The 15,884-nt window shown below is 63.0% G+C and carries 19 protein-coding genes; 14 read left to right on the top strand and 5 right to left on the bottom strand.

Going from position 1 to position 15,884, the window contains the following annotated elements; genetic code table 11:
• Positions 1 to 213: 213 nt before the first annotated feature.
• Positions 214 to 624 carry a VOC family protein gene (locus GA0061098_RS23880; RefSeq protein ID WP_091962084.1) on the bottom strand — a complete coding sequence of 137 codons (411 nt, stop codon included), beginning with the start codon at positions 622 to 624 and terminating at the stop codon, positions 214 to 216.
• A 125-nt stretch (positions 625 to 749) separates the two neighbouring features.
• On the opposite strand from GA0061098_RS23880, the gene GA0061098_RS23875 reads away from it, so the two are divergent.
• Both GA0061098_RS23875 and GA0061098_RS23870 read left to right on the top strand, forming a co-directional pair.
• Positions 750 to 1,724 (top strand): Bug family tripartite tricarboxylate transporter substrate binding protein, encoded by a 975-nt coding sequence (locus GA0061098_RS23875; protein WP_091962081.1) that lies wholly within the window; start codon positions 750 to 752, stop codon positions 1,722 to 1,724.
• Positions 1,725 to 1,873: 149 nt separating this feature from the next.
• Positions 1,874 to 2,152, top strand: coding sequence for a DUF3551 domain-containing protein (locus tag GA0061098_RS23870; RefSeq protein ID WP_091962078.1), 279 nt, complete (start codon positions 1,874 to 1,876; stop codon positions 2,150 to 2,152).
• Between the two features lie 120 nt (positions 2,153 to 2,272).
• On the opposite strand, the gene GA0061098_RS23865 is transcribed toward GA0061098_RS23870, so the two are convergent.
• Entirely contained in the window at positions 2,273 to 3,520 is a 1,248-nt protein-coding gene (locus GA0061098_RS23865; RefSeq protein ID WP_091962073.1) for a S1C family serine protease, read from the bottom strand.
• A gap of 195 nt (positions 3,521 to 3,715) precedes the next feature.
• Between GA0061098_RS23865 and GA0061098_RS23860 the strand changes: the two genes are divergently transcribed.
• From GA0061098_RS23860 to GA0061098_RS23840, 5 genes are all read left to right on the top strand, one after another.
• Positions 3,716 to 4,333, top strand: a complete 618-nt coding sequence (locus tag GA0061098_RS23860; protein WP_091962069.1) for a hypothetical protein — start codon at positions 3,716 to 3,718, stop codon at positions 4,331 to 4,333.
• Positions 4,320 to 4,694 (top strand): winged helix-turn-helix domain-containing protein, encoded by a 375-nt coding sequence (locus tag GA0061098_RS23855; protein ID WP_165637569.1) that lies wholly within the window; start codon positions 4,320 to 4,322, stop codon positions 4,692 to 4,694. Before GA0061098_RS23860 ends, GA0061098_RS23855 begins: the two co-directional genes overlap by 14 nt.
• Positions 4,695 to 4,725: 31 nt before the next feature.
• Positions 4,726 to 5,466 (top strand): di-trans,poly-cis-decaprenylcistransferase, encoded by a 741-nt coding sequence (locus tag GA0061098_RS23850; RefSeq protein ID WP_091962060.1) that lies wholly within the window; start codon positions 4,726 to 4,728, stop codon positions 5,464 to 5,466.
• A gap of 122 nt (positions 5,467 to 5,588) precedes the next feature.
• Positions 5,589 to 6,125, top strand: coding sequence for a GNAT family N-acetyltransferase (locus tag GA0061098_RS23845; protein WP_091962057.1), 537 nt, complete (start codon positions 5,589 to 5,591; stop codon positions 6,123 to 6,125).
• Positions 6,126 to 6,203: 78 nt separating this feature from the next.
• Complete coding sequence (locus tag GA0061098_RS23840) at positions 6,204 to 6,689, top strand: Crp/Fnr family transcriptional regulator (protein WP_091962054.1); 486 nt, start codon at positions 6,204 to 6,206, stop codon at positions 6,687 to 6,689.
• On the opposite strand, the gene GA0061098_RS23835 is transcribed toward GA0061098_RS23840, so the two are convergent.
• Entirely contained in the window at positions 6,628 to 7,455 is an 828-nt protein-coding gene (locus GA0061098_RS23835) for a metallophosphoesterase family protein (protein ID WP_091962051.1), read from the bottom strand. The two genes, GA0061098_RS23840 and GA0061098_RS23835, sit on opposite strands and share 62 nt — an antisense overlap.
• A 155-nt stretch (positions 7,456 to 7,610) precedes the next feature.
• Here GA0061098_RS23835 and GA0061098_RS23830 point away from each other — a divergent pair, with 155 nt between their 5' ends.
• From GA0061098_RS23830 to GA0061098_RS23820, 3 genes are all read left to right on the top strand, one after another.
• Positions 7,611 to 8,297, top strand: a complete 687-nt coding sequence (locus GA0061098_RS23830) for a DNA-3-methyladenine glycosylase I (RefSeq protein WP_091962048.1) — start codon at positions 7,611 to 7,613, stop codon at positions 8,295 to 8,297.
• A 30-nt stretch (positions 8,298 to 8,327) separates the two neighbouring features.
• Complete coding sequence (locus tag GA0061098_RS23825; RefSeq protein WP_091962044.1) at positions 8,328 to 8,621, top strand: DUF1330 domain-containing protein; 294 nt, start codon at positions 8,328 to 8,330, stop codon at positions 8,619 to 8,621.
• 201 nt (positions 8,622 to 8,822) lie between these two features.
• Complete coding sequence (locus GA0061098_RS23820) at positions 8,823 to 9,116, top strand: hypothetical protein (protein ID WP_018319488.1); 294 nt, start codon at positions 8,823 to 8,825, stop codon at positions 9,114 to 9,116.
• A 92-nt stretch (positions 9,117 to 9,208) separates the two neighbouring features.
• Here GA0061098_RS23820 and GA0061098_RS23815 read toward each other — a convergent pair whose 3' ends face one another.
• Entirely contained in the window at positions 9,209 to 10,621 is a 1,413-nt protein-coding gene (locus GA0061098_RS23815) for a sensor histidine kinase (protein WP_091962041.1), read from the bottom strand.
• A 104-nt stretch (positions 10,622 to 10,725) separates the two neighbouring features.
• Positions 10,726 to 11,826, bottom strand: a complete 1,101-nt coding sequence (dinB, locus tag GA0061098_RS23810; protein ID WP_091962037.1) for a DNA polymerase IV — start codon at positions 11,824 to 11,826, stop codon at positions 10,726 to 10,728.
• Positions 11,827 to 11,869: 43 nt separating this feature from the next.
• Between dinB and GA0061098_RS23805 the strand changes: the two genes are divergently transcribed.
• The 4 genes from GA0061098_RS23805 to GA0061098_RS43970 all read left to right on the top strand — a co-directional run bounded on the left by GA0061098_RS23805 (position 11,870) and on the right by GA0061098_RS43970 (position 15,868).
• Positions 11,870 to 12,313, top strand: a complete 444-nt coding sequence (locus GA0061098_RS23805; RefSeq protein ID WP_091962032.1) for a TspO/MBR family protein — start codon at positions 11,870 to 11,872, stop codon at positions 12,311 to 12,313.
• A 94-nt stretch (positions 12,314 to 12,407) separates the two neighbouring features.
• Positions 12,408 to 12,617: a hypothetical protein gene (locus tag GA0061098_RS23800; protein ID WP_091962029.1), complete on the top strand. Its 210-nt coding sequence runs from the start codon at positions 12,408 to 12,410 to the stop codon at positions 12,615 to 12,617.
• 483 nt (positions 12,618 to 13,100) lie between these two features.
• Positions 13,101 to 15,578 (top strand): hypothetical protein, encoded by a 2,478-nt coding sequence (locus tag GA0061098_RS23795; RefSeq protein WP_245323512.1) that lies wholly within the window; start codon positions 13,101 to 13,103, stop codon positions 15,576 to 15,578.
• Positions 15,575 to 15,868 (top strand): hypothetical protein, encoded by a 294-nt coding sequence (locus GA0061098_RS43970; RefSeq protein WP_129590918.1) that lies wholly within the window; start codon positions 15,575 to 15,577, stop codon positions 15,866 to 15,868. Before GA0061098_RS23795 ends, GA0061098_RS43970 begins: the two co-directional genes overlap by 4 nt.
• The last annotated feature ends 16 nt before the right edge of the window (positions 15,869 to 15,884 follow it).

Raw genomic sequence — 15,884 nt, 5'->3', positions numbered from 1 at the left:
GAGGCTGCCTTTTGTTTATTGCGTCTTCCTGCCATCGCACGGCGCGGCGAGCAAATCGGGGAGGGGCATGAGTGCATCATGCCTTGTGAGGCGCGCACTCTCTCCTCCGTCATGGCCGGGCTTGACCCGGCCATCCACGTCTTGCCGCTCGAAGAACGTGGATGCCCGGGACAAGCCCGGGCATGACGATGGAGTGTGTAGCGCCCGCCTACCTCAATCCTCGTACGACGAAATCTCGATCAGGCTGCCGTCGGGATCCCGGCAATAGACCGAGCGCAGCGTGCCGCGCGCGCCCTGCTTGGGAACCGGACCTTCCTCGATCGCGACGCCGTGCGCCTGCAAATGCGCCACCACCTCATTGGGCGTGGCGGAGGTGAGAAAGCAGAGATCCTCGCTGCCGGCGGTCTGGTGGTGCGCGGTGAACCACTCCACCTTGTCGGCATCGCGCGGCCGGACGTTGATCTTCTGGTTACCAAAGTGAAGCGAAGTCCGCGGCGCTTTGCCGCCGCCTGGGTCGAACACCTTGACTTCCATGCCGAGAATCCTGCGGTACCACTCCGCGGTAGCCGCGACGTCGGCGACGTTGATGACGAGATGATCGAGGGCTTCGACCTTGACCGCCATGCCTTATCCTTTCGTCGCGATGCGCCCCGCGCACTTTGCGCCTGCGGCAAGCTTTGTTACAACCCCACCGACGCCGGCTTCAAGCTATCTGGCTTCAAGAACAACACGTTGGGAGAACCCTTGAGATGATCACTCGCCGTACCGCGCTGGGCCTGCTCGCCGCCAGTCCGCTTGCAGCCACCCCGCTGTCGAAGGCCTTTGCCGCCGATTATCCGGCCCGCCCGGTGAAATGGGTGGTCGGCTATCCGCCGGGCGGGGCCACCGACATCCTGGCGCGGCTGATCGGCCAGCGCCTGTCGGAAAAGCTCGGCCAGCAATTCGTGATCGAGAACAAGCCGGGTGCCGGCAACAATATCGCCACCGAATCGGTCGTCAATGCCGAGCCCGACGGCTACACGCTGCAGCTGGTCAATCCGGCCAACTACATCAACGCCTCGCTCTACACCAATCTGAAGTTCAACTTCGTGCGCGACATCGCGCCGGTCGCCTCGTTCCAGCGCGTGCCGAACGTGATGACCGTCAACAAGGACGTGCCGGCAAAGAACGTCGCCGAGTTCATCGAATACGTGAAGGCCAATCCCGGCAAGGTCAACATGGCCTCGTCCGGCAACGGCACCTCGGTGCATCTGTCCGGCGAGATGTTCATGGCGATGACCGGCTGCAAGATGCAGCACGTGCCCTATCGCGGCGCTGCGCCCGCGATCACCGACATGCTCGCCGGCCAGGTGCAGGTGATCTTCGACAACATGCCTTCGATCATCCAGCACATCCGCTCCGGCTCGCTTCGCGCCATCGGCGTCACCACCACGGAGCGCTCGGCGCAGCTGCCTGACGTGCAGCCGATCGCCGACACCGTCAAGGGCTATGAGGCCAGCGCATTGTTCGGCATGGGCGCGCCGAAGAACACGCCGAAGGAAATCATCGCCAAGCTCAACGCCGAGGTCAACGCGGTGATCAAGGAGCCCGACATGGCCAAGCGTCTGGTCGAGCTCGGTGGCGAGCCGCGGGCGCAGACGCCCGAGGCGTTCGGCGAGGAGATCAAGGCCGAGACCGAGAAGTGGAAGAAGGTCGTCGAGTTCGCCGGCCTGAAGGTCGAGTAGCGGTCTTGTGATCGTGAGGATAGGAGCCCTGCCGTCTGGCAGGGCTTTTTTCTTGCGTGTCTTGTTTCGTTGATCTGGAATAAAATGGCGCTGCGAAACCTGATGATAGATGGCGCCGTATCTCGGGCCAGCTAGAGAGGAGTTGGATCATGCGCAAGATGCATTTGGTGCTGATGACGTTCAGTGCGGCGGTCCTGGCCGGCTTCGCCACCATCACGCCCGCGGCCGCGCGCGACTATCCATGGTGCGCCCGGGGCGGCGACTATGATTATCCCGGCGAATGCAGCTACAACACCCATGAACAATGCCAGGCCAGCGTGTCCGGCCGGCTGCTGTATTGCGATCGCAATCCGCGCTTCGCCTACGGCCAAGGGCTGCCGGCGGAACCGCGGCCGCCGCGGCGCGTGCGGCCCGTCGCTCCGTATTAAAGGCTACCCGATCGTAGCCCGGATGGAGCGCAGCGTAATCCGGGGAGCTGTAGCCGAAGAGATATCGTCCCGGATTTCGCTTTCGCTCCATCCGGGCTACGGGCTACGTCTTGCGCGTCGCTACCGCTTCGCGTCCGCCTGTTCCGTGCCGGTACACGAGATCAGCATCGTGTAGGCGCGGGCGTTGGCGGCGATGTCGGCAGTCTTCAGTTCGCCCTTGGGCTCTGCGGTCTGGTAGGGCACCACGGAGTTGTCGAGGAAGTCGCGCAGCGCGCCGGTCTTGATGGCGAAGTTGATATTCTCCGTCAGCTGTCCGGTCTCCTTGATCATCCTGAGCGCGTTGAGCTTGGCAACAACGATGCCTGCGACCTGGCCGGACAGGTCGAACAAGGGGCCCCCACTGTTGCCCGCTTGAACGGCCGCGCTGATCTGCAAACGTCCGGTGTGATTGCGGAAGCCGCTGAGGGAGCTGACGATTCCCGTCGTCACGGTCAGGTCGGAGGAGAGATAGCCGTGCAGCGGGAAGCCGATGGCCACCACTGGATCGCCGGAGTGCATCGAGCGGTCCCGGATCTTCGCAAAATCCTTGAACATTGCTGTCGCCGGCGCCTGCAGCAGCGCGAGATCGTTTGTCGCGTCGCTGGAGACAACGCGCAGAACCATCGCGGCCTCACCGGCGAGATTGCCCTTGATATCTCCGGTGCAGCTATCGATCACGTGACTGTTGGTGACGACATGTCCGTTGGGACTGACCACAAAACCAGTGCCGGTAAAGGTTCCGGTTCGTCCCGGCTTGGCGGGAGGCGCACCTTGCTTGTCGCCGGCCGCTGCGGGCTTCGCCGCAACCTTGGTGAAGTCGCCGGCCTTGTCGAGCCCGTCGGCTTTCACCTTGCTCACGCAATTGGCCAATGCCGCGATGACCGGCCCGGTCGATGTCAGATCGAAATTCAGCACGGCGCGGCCGGCTGTTGCGACCATCAGGCTGGCCTTCTGAAACGTACGCACGACGTTGAGTGGCATGATGGCCGTGAGCATGTTGGACTGATACGCCGTCGCGTACAGCCGGGCCTGCTCCCGCCCGTCAAAGGTCACGTCGATTGCGGCGTTCTCACCCTTGTTGAAGTTGTAGCTGGGACTCGCAAAGGCGAGCGACCAGGTCCCGGCGGAATTTTGGCTTACGACGAGGATGACGCCGTTCGCATAGGGTGTCGTCGCGGCGCAATGGGAGAAGGCGCCGGTCTGGTCGTTGCTGAAGGCGCCGCCGATCCAGTTGCCGACATTGACGCTGCCGAACGGTCCCGCCGCATTCGCGGCTCCGGCGATACCTATTTGCAATAAAGATGCGAGAATTAATGACTTAAGCCACATACCAGCCCCCGGGACGCTTTTGGACCGCATCTTATCTACGGGAGCAGGGAGTACGCAACCGGCAGTTGTCTGGGCCGGCGGTATCCTCTCGCAGCGACTTTCGGGCTTGCGTTTGCTTTGCAATGCCATATACTTTGCATTACAAAGTAACGGGACGAGCAATCCCGGAAACACGGGCGGAGCGAGGTTCTGGCGTTGCGCGATCTCGACAAGGCACTGGCTGACATCGTGGCGATTCGCAGCCAGATTGCGGCCGGTACGGCGTTCCGCGGCTATGGCCCTGCGACGATGGCCGCGACCGGCGCTGTCGCGCTGCTCACCGCGATCCTGCAATTCTGGCTGTTGGGCGATCCCACCGGCGAGCCGCTCGGCTTTTTCCTCGGCTGGTTCATGGCCGCCGCGCTGTCCGGCCTGATCATCGGGATCGAGATGCGTGCGCGTTCGCACCGCCATCATTCGGGTCTGGCCGACGCCATGATCCACCAGGCGGTCGAGCAGTTCCTGCCCGCAGGCGTTGCCGGCGTGCTGCTCGCGGTGGTGATGTGGAAGTTCGCGGGCGAGACGCTTTGGCTGCTCCCGGGCCTGTGGCAGATCCTGGTGTCGCTCGGCATTTTCGCTTCCGTCCGCTCGCTGCCGCGCACCGTCGCGCTCGCCGGTGCCTGGTATTTCGTGTCCGGCTTCGCCGTGGTGGTGCTCGCGAGCCAGACGCACACGTTGTCGCCGTGGACCATGGGCCTGCCCTTCGTGATCGGGCAGTCGGTGATGGCGGGCATTCTCTATGTCGCATCGGGAGACCATGATGTCGAAGACTGACAGCGCGCCCTTCTCCTATGAAGGGCTCGACCGTGTGATCCACGAGAAGGCGAGGCTCGGGCTTCTGACCTCGTTGATGGCGCATCCCAAGGGGTTGGCATTCGCCGACCTCAAGCAGCTCTGCGGCCTCACCGACGGCAATCTCAGCCGGCATCTCGGCGTGCTGCAGGAGGCCGGCCTCGTCGAGGTGACCAAGGGCTACGAGGGCAACCGCCCGCACACCACCTGCCGCCTCACCAAGACCGGGCGCCGCCGTTTCCTCGACTATCTCGCCGTGCTCGAGCGCCTGGTGCGCGACGCTGCGAAAGCTGCCGGCCGCGAGGGGCCGCCGCTCGGCCGCCTCGGTATCGTCTCGACCTGATCCTCCCCCCTTTTTGACCGGAGACTTTGCAATGCAAAGTGACCTTGCGTCCCGCAACGAGAAGCTTCATGTCGGCATCATCATGGATGGCAACGGACGATGGGCGACGCGGCGCGGCCTGTCGCGCGTGCGCGGCCACGAGGCCGGCGTCGAGACCATCCGCCGCATCGTCGAGGCCGCGCCAAAACAGGGCATCGGCACCCTGACGCTCTATGCCTTCTCCACCGACAATTGGCGCAGACCGAAGGCCGAGGTCGCGGCGCTGATGACATTGCTGCGCTTCTATCTCGCCAACGAGGTGCAGAGCCTGGTCAAGAACGGCGTGCGCCTCACCGTGATCGGCCGCCGCGACCGGTTGCCTGACGGCATCGCCAACGCGATCACGCGCGCCGAAGAGACGACCGCTGAAGGCTCGACGCTGCACCTGCGTATCGCCGTCGACTATTCCGCGCGCGACGCCATCCTCAATGCCGCGGCGAAGGCGGCCGCGCTGACGAGCCTTACCCGCGAAGCCTTCTCGCAGCTCGTCACCGGCGAAGCCGGCTTGCGCGACGTCGATCTCATCATCCGCACCTCGGGCGAGAAGCGGCTGTCGGACTTCCTGCTCTGGGAAGGCGCCTATGCCGAGCTGCACTTCACCGAGCGGATGTGGCCCGAATTCGACGCGAGCGATCTCGCCGCCGCCTTGGCCTCCTTCCACGGCCGCGAGCGCCGCTTCGGCGGCCTTCAGGCGATCGTGCCCGAGGAGGTGCCTTCGCTCTCCCGTGTGTGACGCGCGGCACATGAAAACGAGCTGTTCGTTTCTATCCGCATGATTGGCAGCTCCGTCCAAGCGGACGGTGCGCGGCCTCGGCTAGGTCTGCAAGTCCCAGCAACCTGCCGAAAGCATCACGCATGTCACAGCTGTTTCCGGGAGCCGTCGTCGAGCCGGTCGAACTGGCCGAAACGAAGGGCATGGTCTGCATCAGGACCGCCAGCGAATCCGATGTCGAGAGCCTCTCGGTCTATTTCACCGGCCTTTCCACGACATCGCGTAGCAAGCGCTTCATGGGCGCGCGAACCGATCTCTCCGTGGTCGCGGCCGAGTGCGTCGCCAAGTCCGACCGCCTCGACCACTTCACCTTGCTCGCCGAACTCAGGCAGGAGGGCCACGGCCGGATCATCGGCGAAGCGCGATACGCCTATGACGCGGCCGTTCGGCACGGCGAATTTGCCATCTCGGTCGCCGATGCCTTCCAGCGCATGGGCCTTGGCCTTCAGATGATGACGGCGATGGAGACGCGCGCGGTCGATCTCGGCCACGAGATGATTGCCGCCGAGACGGCCCGGACGAACGCCGAGATGCGCGGCCTGGCGAAGAAAGCAGGTTTCAGGGATACCGGACTGGGAGATTGGCAGTCGGTCCATCTCGCGAAGCGCTTGTCGCGTTAGCCGGGCCTGCTGTAAATTTGAGCAAGCTTGCGGCGCGGATCGTGCTCTACTGCCGCCCGTGACGGGAGCTTTCGCAGGATGCGCGCAGTTCTGAACTATTGCACGGGCGGGACGGAACGGCAGGTCAAGGCCGGGGCGGTCGTCGTCACCGAGGGCGGCACCACCGGCCATCTCTACGTGCTGATGCAGGGCAAGCTCGAGGTGCTCAAGGGCGAGATGGTCGTCGCAACCGTCACCGAGCCGGGTGCCGTGCTCGGTGAAATGTCGGTGCTGCTCGGCCAGCCGCATACCGCAACCGTGCGGGCCTGCTCCGACGCGGTCATCTACGAGTTCGAAGATGCCTCCTCGTTTCTCAAGCAGGAGCCGGGCGTGGCATTGCTGATTGCGCAGATGCTGGCGCAGCGGCTCAACGTCGCCAACACCTATCTCGCCGACCTCAAGCGGCAATATGCCGGCCACGGCACCCATCTGGCCATGGTCGGCGAGGTCTTGCAGAGCATGATCAACCTGCCGCCGCTTGAGGTCTCGCCAGGCTCGGATCGGCAATCTGATCCAAGGATGTGAGCCAGTCCGGCGGCGTCGTGATCGGACCGGCGGGCCGCTGCAGCGGCGCGCTCAAATCGATCCATTGCGCTTCGCCCGCTGCAAGCCAGTACGCCTTGTCGGCATCGAGATCGAGCACGATGTAGGTCGGCGGCCGACCCGGCTGCAGACCGGTGTTGAAGACCCAGCTCTCGCCCAGTCGGTCGAACCACGAGCCATCCGTAATGAAGGGCGACTGGTGCACATGGCCGGAGATCACCATCGAGGGCTGATACTGCGTGATCCACTGCACCAGCTCGACGTCGCCGAAGAAGCGCTTGCCGCCCCAGCTCGTCGGTGATTCTGCCGGCGGCGCATGATGTGCCCAGATCCAGCGCCTCGGCCGATTGGCCGCGGCCTCGCCAAGCTGCGCGACGAGGCGCTGCTTGACCAGCGGTCCATCCCACCATGGGCACACCGTGAACAGGGTGTCGCCGATGGTGAGGCCGTCGCCGTCGCAAGCGACCCCAAGCTCTCGCACCTCCGAGATCCAGCGCGAGATCTTCTCGCCGTCCGGGTTGCGTTCGTCGAGGTCGTGATTGCCGGAGCAGAGGATCACGCGGGTCCGGGCGGCGAGCAGCGCAAGGTACTTCTTCACCACCACGATCTGCGCGCGAAAATCCACCATTGAGCCGATGTCGAGCGCATCGCCGGCGAAGATCACGAGGTCGAACTGCGGCGCCGCGCTGACGAGCCAGTCGAGCTGAGGCAGCGAATAATGCAGGTCGGCGACGACTAGGCAGCGCATGGGAAATCCGTTCGAGATTGAAAATGTCCGGGAATTCCAAAGCTTATAAAGCAAGAAGCAGATCAGCATGGCCGCCTGCTCTCGTCAATCGCCGCGGGGCTGGACCGGATCATCGAATTCTGGTGTCTTGACGATCCCTCAACGCGGATGTCCGCATGACCTCCTTCAAGACCATTCGTGCCCGCGCTGAGAAGCGCAAGGGCGGGCCCAAGGCGCTGGAGAAATTGATGCCGGCAAAGCCGGACCTCAAGCGGCTGGCCAAGCTCGGCGACGACCGCGTCCTCGCCGAAATGACCAGGCGGGTGTTTTGCGCCGGCTTTGCCTGGAGCGTGATCGAGACGAAATGGGACGGCTTTGAAGACGCCTTCCTGCATTTCCAGCCGGCCAAGCTCACCTTCCGGCCCGAGGATTATTGGGAAGGCCTGCTGCGCGATGCGCGCATCGTGCGCAACGGTGCCAAGATCATGTCGGTGCGCGACAACGCCGCCTTCGTGCAGGAGATCGCGAAGGAGCACGGCAGCTTCGGCAAGTTTCTGGCGAAGTGGCCCTCGTCCGACGAGATCGGCCTGCTCGGTCTCATGACCAAGCGCGGCAGCCGGCTCGGGGGCAACACCGGGCAGATGCTGCTGCGCTTCGTCGGATGGGACGGCTTTGTGACGTCCGGGGACGTGGTGGCTTGCCTGCGCGATGCCGGTCTCGACATTGCCGAAGAGGTCAAGTCGAAGGGCGATCTCGCCAAGGTGCAGGCGCAGTTCAATGCCTGGGCCGAGGAGACCGGCCTGCCCTACACATATCTGTCACGGATCTGCGCGCTCTCGGTCGGTGAAAGCCGCAGCGCGTAGCAGATTCCCCCTGAAAACCAGGAAAGAAAAATGGCCAAAGCCTACTGGGTTGCCACCTACCGCGCGATCAAGAATCCCGATGCCATGGCGGCTTACGCCAAACTGTCGCGTCCGGCGATCGAAGCGGCGGGCGGCCGCGTGCTCGCACGCGGGGTGCCGGCTGCGGCTTTCGAGCTCGGCCAAATGGAGCGCGTGGTTCTCATCGAGTTCGACAGCGTCGAGCGCGCCAAGGCGGCCTATGCAAGCCCGGCCTACCAGGCAGCTCACGATCTGCTCGGAGACGGTGCGGACCGCGACATCCGGATCGTCGAAGCAGTCGATTAGAGCCGCCCGCGGATAAATCGTGTGCATCCTGTGGCGATCTCGTGCCGCGAGCGCGGCAGATGCAACGCGCGATCACGAAATACATTTCTTGGGAACATTTGTGCGCAGTACCTGTTCGGAGTCGGGCCAGGCGGACAAAGGCGCAGGGAACGCGTGCTCCCGCCCAGGCCAACGAAACCGGACACAGAAACGGAGCAGCTCATGAAGCTCACATCCGAACAGGTGAAGCAGACCGTCAACCAACTCGGCGCTCAGGTGCTGCCCGACGAACACCCGGCCATGCCGCAGCTCAACAGCATGTTCGGCGAGCATACCTTCTTCGTCGACGAGATGGGCCTCAAGGTCCTCGAGCCCACACCATCGCTCGGTGCCGACCGCCAGAGCGGCGAAGTCGTCAGCCTCGCCGATTGGGGCGATTCCGACCTGACGCGCCTGATGGCGCACGAGCCCGAGCCGACCGGCGTGATCGTGGTGTTCGAGCACGTGAGGCATTGATTGCCCCCGAGCGGGTCACCGGTGGCGGGGCTGAAAATCCCGTCACCGTCGGCCGCGCGCCGCTTTCCGAGGCGGCTCCAGCGGTCGCAGTTTCATGCTTCGATCGGGATCTCGATCGCGATCTGAGTCCCTGGACCCGTCCTGCTTTCGAGGCGCAGGCGCCCGTTCAGCGACGAGGCCACCAAATTGAACGCGATGTGCAGCCCGAGGCCGGCATGTCCGCTCTCGCGGCCGGTCGTGACGAACGGATCGAAGATCTGTGCTTGTAATTCCTCGGGTATCCCGACGCCGTCGTCGGCGCAGACCAGGCGGACCCGTTTCGCGTCCGGCTGGCTGACTGTGATCGCGAATCTGCCGCCTCTTTCGTCCGGGTACGCATGCCCCGCGGTATTGAGGGCGAGATTGCTGATCACCTGGGCGAGCGCTCCCGGGTAGCTGTTGAGCTTGATGCCCGCCGGGCATTGGACGTCGACCGCCAGAGCATGGTGCGATAGCAGCGGCCCAAGCTTGGACATCAGCTCAGCCAGCCAATCCTTAAGCTCGAACGAGCGCCGGTCCTCGTCAGCCTGGTGGACTGCGACCTGCCTGAAGCTGTGCACCATCTCGGATGCGCGGTGCAGATTATCGAAGGTCATGTCGAGGCCCTGCTTGAGCCTGTCAATTCCCTTGGTCAGATCGGATCGCCGGACCGACGCTCCGCCCAATGCGTCGGCCATTGTCTGCAGATCGGTCTGCATGGCCGTCGAGGTCGTCAGGGCGAGGCCAAGCGGGGTGCTGACCTCGTGAGCGACACCGGCGACCAATCGACCGAGCGAGGCGAGTTTTTCCGCCTGCACCAGATGCTCCTGGGTCGCGCGCAGATCGCGCAGCGATTTCTCCGAACGTTCCTTTTCCCGCTGCAGGGCCTCCGACGTTCGGAATTGCTTTCGCGCCCGGTATTCGCGCGCAGCCACCGCGTAGAGCGATAATGCGTAGGCGTTGCCGACGAGGGAATGATTGATGAATCGCAGGCCCATTGGCATCGTCGGTGCGAACGTCTCGGCGACCAGCAGCGCCAGCCACGACAGCAGGCAGAAAATCGCCAGTGAGCCGATTCGTAATGGCAGCATGGTGGAGACGAACAGGATGATCATCATCATGCCGGGGGCGGCAAAGGTGAAGCCCGACGGCAGGACGAGATAGATGCTCGGCAGGATGCAGCCGGGAATGACGCAGTAGACGAGGAAAATCGTCTCCGCCCATGGCTTCATCAAGCGCCGTGACAGTAACGCGGTCAGCGGGAGCAGCACGAACAGAGCGGTGCCGCCACGGATGGCAAGCGTGGTTGGAACGACCTCGGGATAGAGCACCCAATCCCAGAGGGTGTAGCCGGCATAGGTGGCGGCGCCGAGCAGCATCGCGATCTGCGTCCAGCCGAGACTGCCTCGGACGTATTGGTCGACAAACCGGCGCTCCTCGATGCGGTCTTCGAAGCGCAATCCGAGGCGTATCAATAGAGCAAGCATTCCAGCATCAATCGCGAAAAATCGTGTTTTGGTGTCTCTACGACAGGTTTTGCCCCGCGTCGCGGATAAAGATGTCGCGTTTGCCGAGGGCCTGGCGGCCTCGTTCAAATGCCCAAGGTCAGCTGCGGCTCCGCCTCGTCCCCGATCTGGAGCGCGGACAGCGAGACACCCAGCAGCCTGACGCGCTTGGGCAGTGGCATCTCGATCTCGAGCAGGCCGCAGGCCAGCCGCTCCAGGTCGTCCCGCCCCGCGACGGCCGCTGCGACAGACCTGCTGCGCGTGATGATCTCGAAGTCGGCAAACTTGATCTTCAGCGTGACGGTGCGGCCGCGATTGCCGGTCGCCTCGCAGTGCCGCCAGACCTTGTCGACGAGAGGCTTGAGCTCGGCCGCCAGCGCGCCATATTCGGCAAGGTCGGTCGAGAAGGTGGTCTCCGCGCCGATGGACTTGCGGATCCGGTTGGCCCGGACCGGCCGATCGTCGACGCCGCGTGAGATCCAGTAATAGTACGCACCTGACTTACCGAAATTCGCATTCATGAACTCCAGCGTCTGGTTGCGGATGTCGAGACCGGTGAACAGGCCGAGCGCATTCATCTTCGCAGCTGTCGCCGGGCCTATGCCGTGGAACCTGCCGACCGGCAGCGTCTCGACGAAGGCGGGGCCCATCTCCGGCGAGATCACGAACTGACCGTTGGGCTTGCGATGATCGGAGGCGAGCTTGGCCAGAAACTTGTTGTAGGAGATGCCCGCCGACGCGTTGAGATCAGTCTCGGCCTTGATCTTCCCGCGGATCTTCAGGGCGATGTCGCGCGCCAGCGGGATGCCTTGCAGGTTTTCCGTCACGTCGAGATAGGCCTCGTCGAGCGACAAGGGTTCGATGATGGGTGTGTGCTCGGCAAAGATGTCGCGGATTTGCCTGGAGATCGCCTTGTAGACCTCGAAGCGCGGCCTGACGAAGATCAGATCGGGGCACTGCCGCTTCGCAGTGACCGATGGCATCGCGGAGCGAACGCCGAACTGGCGGGCTTCGTAGCTCGCGGCCGCGACGACGCCGCGTTCCGCGGAGCCTCCGACCGCGACCGGCTTGCCGCGAAGGTCCGGATTATCGCGCTGCTCCACCGACGCATAGAACGCATCCATGTCGATATGGATGATCTTGCGGACGGGCGAGGCTTCGCCGGTCACCGTGTCGGATTCGCTCATGGAAGGATGATACAATTGCGCCACGGGAAGCGCGAGGTGATGGATGCTTCAGTTATTGGTCTTCGTCGTCGCCGTGGTCGGCACCGGCTGGCTGATCGGTGCGACCAATCTCCCCGGAGACTGGTATGCGGGCCTCGCCAAACCGGCCTTCGTGCCACCGAACTGGGCGTTCCCGGTGGCCTGGACGCTGCTCTACATCACGATCGCCATCGCAGGATGGCGGACCTTTCGCCGTGAGCCCGGGGGCAAGGCGATGCTGGCCTGGGCTGCGCAACTGGCGCTCAATTTCATTTGGTCTCCGGTCATGTTCACGATGCACCAGATCGGCGCTGCACTCGTCATACTCATCGGCCTGTTCGTCGCGATCGTGACCTATATCGGTCTCGAGGCATCACGAGACAGGCTGGCCGCCGCATTGTTCGTGCCCTACGCAGCCTGGGTCGCGTTTGCCGGCGTGCTCAATGCGGCCATCTGGCGTTTGAATTGAGACATTCAATCTCAACCAGTTCAAAGAGCAATCTCAGGCTTGTGAGTGGCAAGCATGGTCGCGCGACCTAATATGAGCGCACGGAGGACAGCCAATGCAATACAGCTCCGAGCTCGTTCACACGATGCGTCAAGCGCTGGAGACCGTGATGGCGAGCGTACCGGCCCATCAATCGGTGTTCGGCCTGAAAGCGGCCGTGGCCGAATGCATCCTGAACGCCGCCGCACACGGCCAGACGTCATATGACGGACTGGTCTCGTCCGCCTCCGACCAGCTCCAGGCGATTGTCGCGATGCTGACGTGAGCGTCGGCCTGAAACGGCCGTAGGACTGGCGCGCCACGGTCGATGAAGATGGGCACTATTGCTTCGCCGTAGCGCTATGACGCGGCGGCCGGCGACGCGATCACGCCCTATAACCAGCGACGGACTGCGATCTTGCGCTACGCCTCATAGGCCGTTGTCCTCCCGATTTCGCGGTTGCGGCCATTTCGATCAATCTCGGGAACAGCGCGGTGGGCCAAGAAGAGGCATCGCTATCTTCCCCGCTCATCAAGAATGTTTAGGGCACGGACCTGTTTCCGAGTTATGGTCGCTTAGTTTGAAAAGCCGCACGGCACAGTCCGTTAACTCGGCACGATTTTCGCCAAGCCTTTAGAGACCGTTAAGAAGACATTCTCCTAAAAGTTGCAAGGCGCCCAAACAGGCAACCAGATGTTAGGAAACGTTGTCCAGTGTTGGCCAGAACGGATCTAATTTTTCGCCGATGACCAACTAAGGGTGAATGCCGTGCCGGCAAGTCTCGGGATTCCAGGCCGCTACTATTTTGCAATTTTTGTCTTGGCCTGCGCTACTCTCTCTTTCCAGATCCTGATCACGCGCTTTTTTAGCGTGATGCTATACTACCACTTCGCGTTCGCGGCCATTTCGCTTGCGATGCTCGGACTGACGCGCGGCGCGATGGAGGTCTACAACAACGCCGAGCGTTACGGGCCCGAGGCAGTGGGCCCCGAGTTCGCACGCCACGCCTCGTGGTTCGCAGTCTCGGGTGTTGGCGCGATGGTCGCCTTCCTCTGCGTGCCTCTCGTGATTCCTGCAGTCCTCGCGCAGGGCGCTCTCGCGCTTGCGGCCCTGGCATTCGTGATCCCCTTCAGCGAAAGCGGCATCTGCATCACGCTGCTGCTCACGCGTCTTCCGTATGCCGGTGGCTGGCTCTATGCCGCGGATCTGACCGGGGCCGCGTTCGGATGCCTCGGCATCATCTTCGCTTTGCTCGTCGTCGATCCCGTCAGCGCCACGTTGTGGCTCGGTGCCTTTGCCGCAGGTGCGGGCTGGATGGTGGTCCGCAGCGGCGGCGATGTCGGCAGCCGGCGACTGAGCGGTGTGGTTGCGCTGACGCTGGCGACTACGGCCGCCCTGCACACTGGTCTTGATGTTGCTGGCAAAAGTCACCTTGGAGTGTTCTGGGCCAAGGGGCGGGAGGAGACCGGGACACTGTTCGAGCGCTGGAACACATATTCCCGTGTACGAGTTAGGCCGCTCGGAGAGACAGCTCCGTTCGGCTGGGGCTTTGCCCGCGATCCCAAGGTAAAGATCGACCAGAACTATCTGGATATCGACTCCGACGCGGCTACCGTCATCACCCGGCACGATGGCGATCTCGACAAGCTGTCCTATCTGAAAGACGACGTTATCAATGCGGCCTACCTAGTTCAGCCGCCAACAGACGTGGCTGTCATCGGCGTCGGCGGCGGGCGCGACATCCTTTCTGCACTTTTGTTTGGCGCGAAGCGCATCCGCGGAATCGAGATCAACCCCGCCATTTTCGAGGTCCTGACCGACAAATTCGCCGAATTCTCCGGCCATCTTGATCGTCAGCCGGGTGTGAAGCTGGTGAACGCCGAAGCACGCAGCTACATCAATCATTCTTCCGATCGGTATGATCTCGTCCAGATTTCGCTGATCGACACCTGGGCCGCCACGGCCGCCGGCGGGCTGACGCTGACGGAAAATCGCCTCTATACCGTGGAGGCCTGGGGCGACTTCTACCGTGCCTTGAAGCCCGGCGGGCTGCTGTCGATCTCGCGTTGGTACGATCCCACGGATCATAGCGGAGAATTTTACCGGCTTGTGGCGATCGCCGCCAACGCACTACAGCGGCACGGTGTACCCGTGGGCGAACTCGCGCGGCATGTGATCGCCGTCAACGCTGGTCCTATCGTGACCGTCATCACCCGCCCCGACGCTCTCACGGACGCCGAATGGCAAAGCGCGCGGGTAAGACTTGCTGCACAGGGCTTCAAGATTATCCTGGCACCCGACGTCGCTTTCGACGCCATCACTTCTAAATTGCTCTCCGGCAACGCAGGCCCTGCTTTCTTGGCGTCATTGCCGGAGAATATCACCGCTTCGACCGACGATAGTCCGTTCTTCTTCTTCACGCAGCGCTTTACGAATTTCATCACCAAACCGTCGTCCACCGTCACGAACAACAATGTGGCCACCAGCATGATCTTGCTGGTGCTCGGTGTCGCGCTCGCCGCTTGCGCATATTATATCGTCGTTCCGTTTGTGCGTCTGGCACGACAGATGCCGCTAACGAGACTGACGCCGCCGGTGGTCTATTTCAGCGCGATCGGCCTCGGATTTATGCTGATCGAAGTGTCGCAGATGCAGCGGTTAATGGTCTTTCTCGGACATCCCGTTTACGGATTGAGCGTCGTTCTCTTCACCATTCTCATCTTCAGCGGTATCGGCAGTGCGACGGTTGGTGCGCTAACCCCTCATCGCGGCGTAGTGCTCGGCCGGGTGGCTGCTCTCCTCGTCACGCTCACCGTGGCGGGCTTCCTTACACCGCTGGTGAGCACCTGGGCACGGTCGGAAGCGACCGACATCCGGATACTGATCTCCGTCTCCTTGTTAGCGCCGCCGGCGTTCTGCATGGGCATGATGTTCCCGCTCGGCTTAAGCATCTGGCGCCGCCACTCGGAAATACTTCCGTTCCTTTGGAGCGCCAACGGCATTACCTCGATGCTAGCCTCGGTGCTGGGCGTGACCCTTTCCATCCTGTTCGGCATCGCCTCGACATATGCGTTGGGCGTCGCCCTCTACGTTGTCTCTGCCGCCCTGCTCGCCCTCAGGCGTAAGGAAAGTCATCCCGTTCTGCCTGTGGTCGAGCTGATCCAGGGACCAGGACTGGTACCGGACGACGTTGCCTCTCCGATCGGTTCGCCCATTCCGTCGCCGCAGGCCGCCGCGAGGACGTGAAGGAGCTGATCGCGCTCGCGAAGGCGAAGTCCGGCGCGATCAATGTCGGGGCGTCGGGGAACGGTACGACCAATCATCTCGCCGGCGAGGGCGCAGCGCCCGCGAAAACGCCCGCGCGCGTCCTTGACATCACCAGTTTTGTACCGACGTGGCGCGCCATTCAGAATAAAATCACGAACTCATACACGATTGAAATTCCTCGTCATTTTGCAGGGCGCCCAACGGCGCGATGGTCGTCGGCACCGATTTTCCGCCCCCCAAAGCGCGCCTCACAACTCCGCGCGCCATGACGGCTGCGGAATGCTA

This window comes from Bradyrhizobium shewense, from assembly GCF_900094605.1.
GTDB lineage: Bacteria > Pseudomonadota > Alphaproteobacteria > Rhizobiales > Xanthobacteraceae > Bradyrhizobium > Bradyrhizobium shewense.
The sequence above is the reverse complement of the archived record's forward strand: the minus strand, read 5'-3'. Positions and strand labels throughout refer to the sequence as shown.

Bases quoted from the DNA above. Each gene is read 5' to 3' on its own strand.
- GA0061098_RS23830 (WP_091962048.1), top strand. From the start codon at position 7,611: ATGACCTCCTTCAAGACCATTCGTGCCCGCGCTGAGAAGCGCAAGGGC.
- GA0061098_RS23855 (WP_165637569.1), top strand. From the start codon at position 4,320: ATGTCGAAGACTGACAGCGCGCCCTTCTCCTATGAAGGGCTCGACCGT.
- GA0061098_RS23840 (WP_091962054.1), top strand. From the start codon at position 6,204: ATGCGCGCAGTTCTGAACTATTGCACGGGCGGGACGGAACGGCAGGTC.
- GA0061098_RS23800 (WP_091962029.1), top strand. From the start codon at position 12,408: ATGCAATACAGCTCCGAGCTCGTTCACACGATGCGTCAAGCGCTGGAG.
- GA0061098_RS23805 (WP_091962032.1), top strand. From the start codon at position 11,870: ATGCTTCAGTTATTGGTCTTCGTCGTCGCCGTGGTCGGCACCGGCTGG.
- GA0061098_RS23845 (WP_091962057.1), top strand. From the start codon at position 5,589: ATGTCACAGCTGTTTCCGGGAGCCGTCGTCGAGCCGGTCGAACTGGCC.
- GA0061098_RS23815 (WP_091962041.1), bottom strand. From the start codon at position 10,621: ATGCTTGCTCTATTGATACGCCTCGGATTGCGCTTCGAAGACCGCATC.
- GA0061098_RS23880 (WP_091962084.1), bottom strand. From the start codon at position 624: ATGGCGGTCAAGGTCGAAGCCCTCGATCATCTCGTCATCAACGTCGCC.
- GA0061098_RS23875 (WP_091962081.1), top strand. From the start codon at position 750: ATGATCACTCGCCGTACCGCGCTGGGCCTGCTCGCCGCCAGTCCGCTT.
- GA0061098_RS23850 (WP_091962060.1), top strand. From the start codon at position 4,726: ATGCAAAGTGACCTTGCGTCCCGCAACGAGAAGCTTCATGTCGGCATC.
- GA0061098_RS23870 (WP_091962078.1), top strand. From the start codon at position 1,874: ATGCGCAAGATGCATTTGGTGCTGATGACGTTCAGTGCGGCGGTCCTG.
- GA0061098_RS23820 (WP_018319488.1), top strand. From the start codon at position 8,823: ATGAAGCTCACATCCGAACAGGTGAAGCAGACCGTCAACCAACTCGGC.
- dinB (WP_091962037.1), bottom strand. From the start codon at position 11,826: ATGAGCGAATCCGACACGGTGACCGGCGAAGCCTCGCCCGTCCGCAAG.
- GA0061098_RS23835 (WP_091962051.1), bottom strand. From the start codon at position 7,455: ATGCGCTGCCTAGTCGTCGCCGACCTGCATTATTCGCTGCCTCAGCTC.
- GA0061098_RS23825 (WP_091962044.1), top strand. From the start codon at position 8,328: ATGGCCAAAGCCTACTGGGTTGCCACCTACCGCGCGATCAAGAATCCC.
- GA0061098_RS23865 (WP_091962073.1), bottom strand. From the start codon at position 3,520: ATGTGGCTTAAGTCATTAATTCTCGCATCTTTATTGCAAATAGGTATC.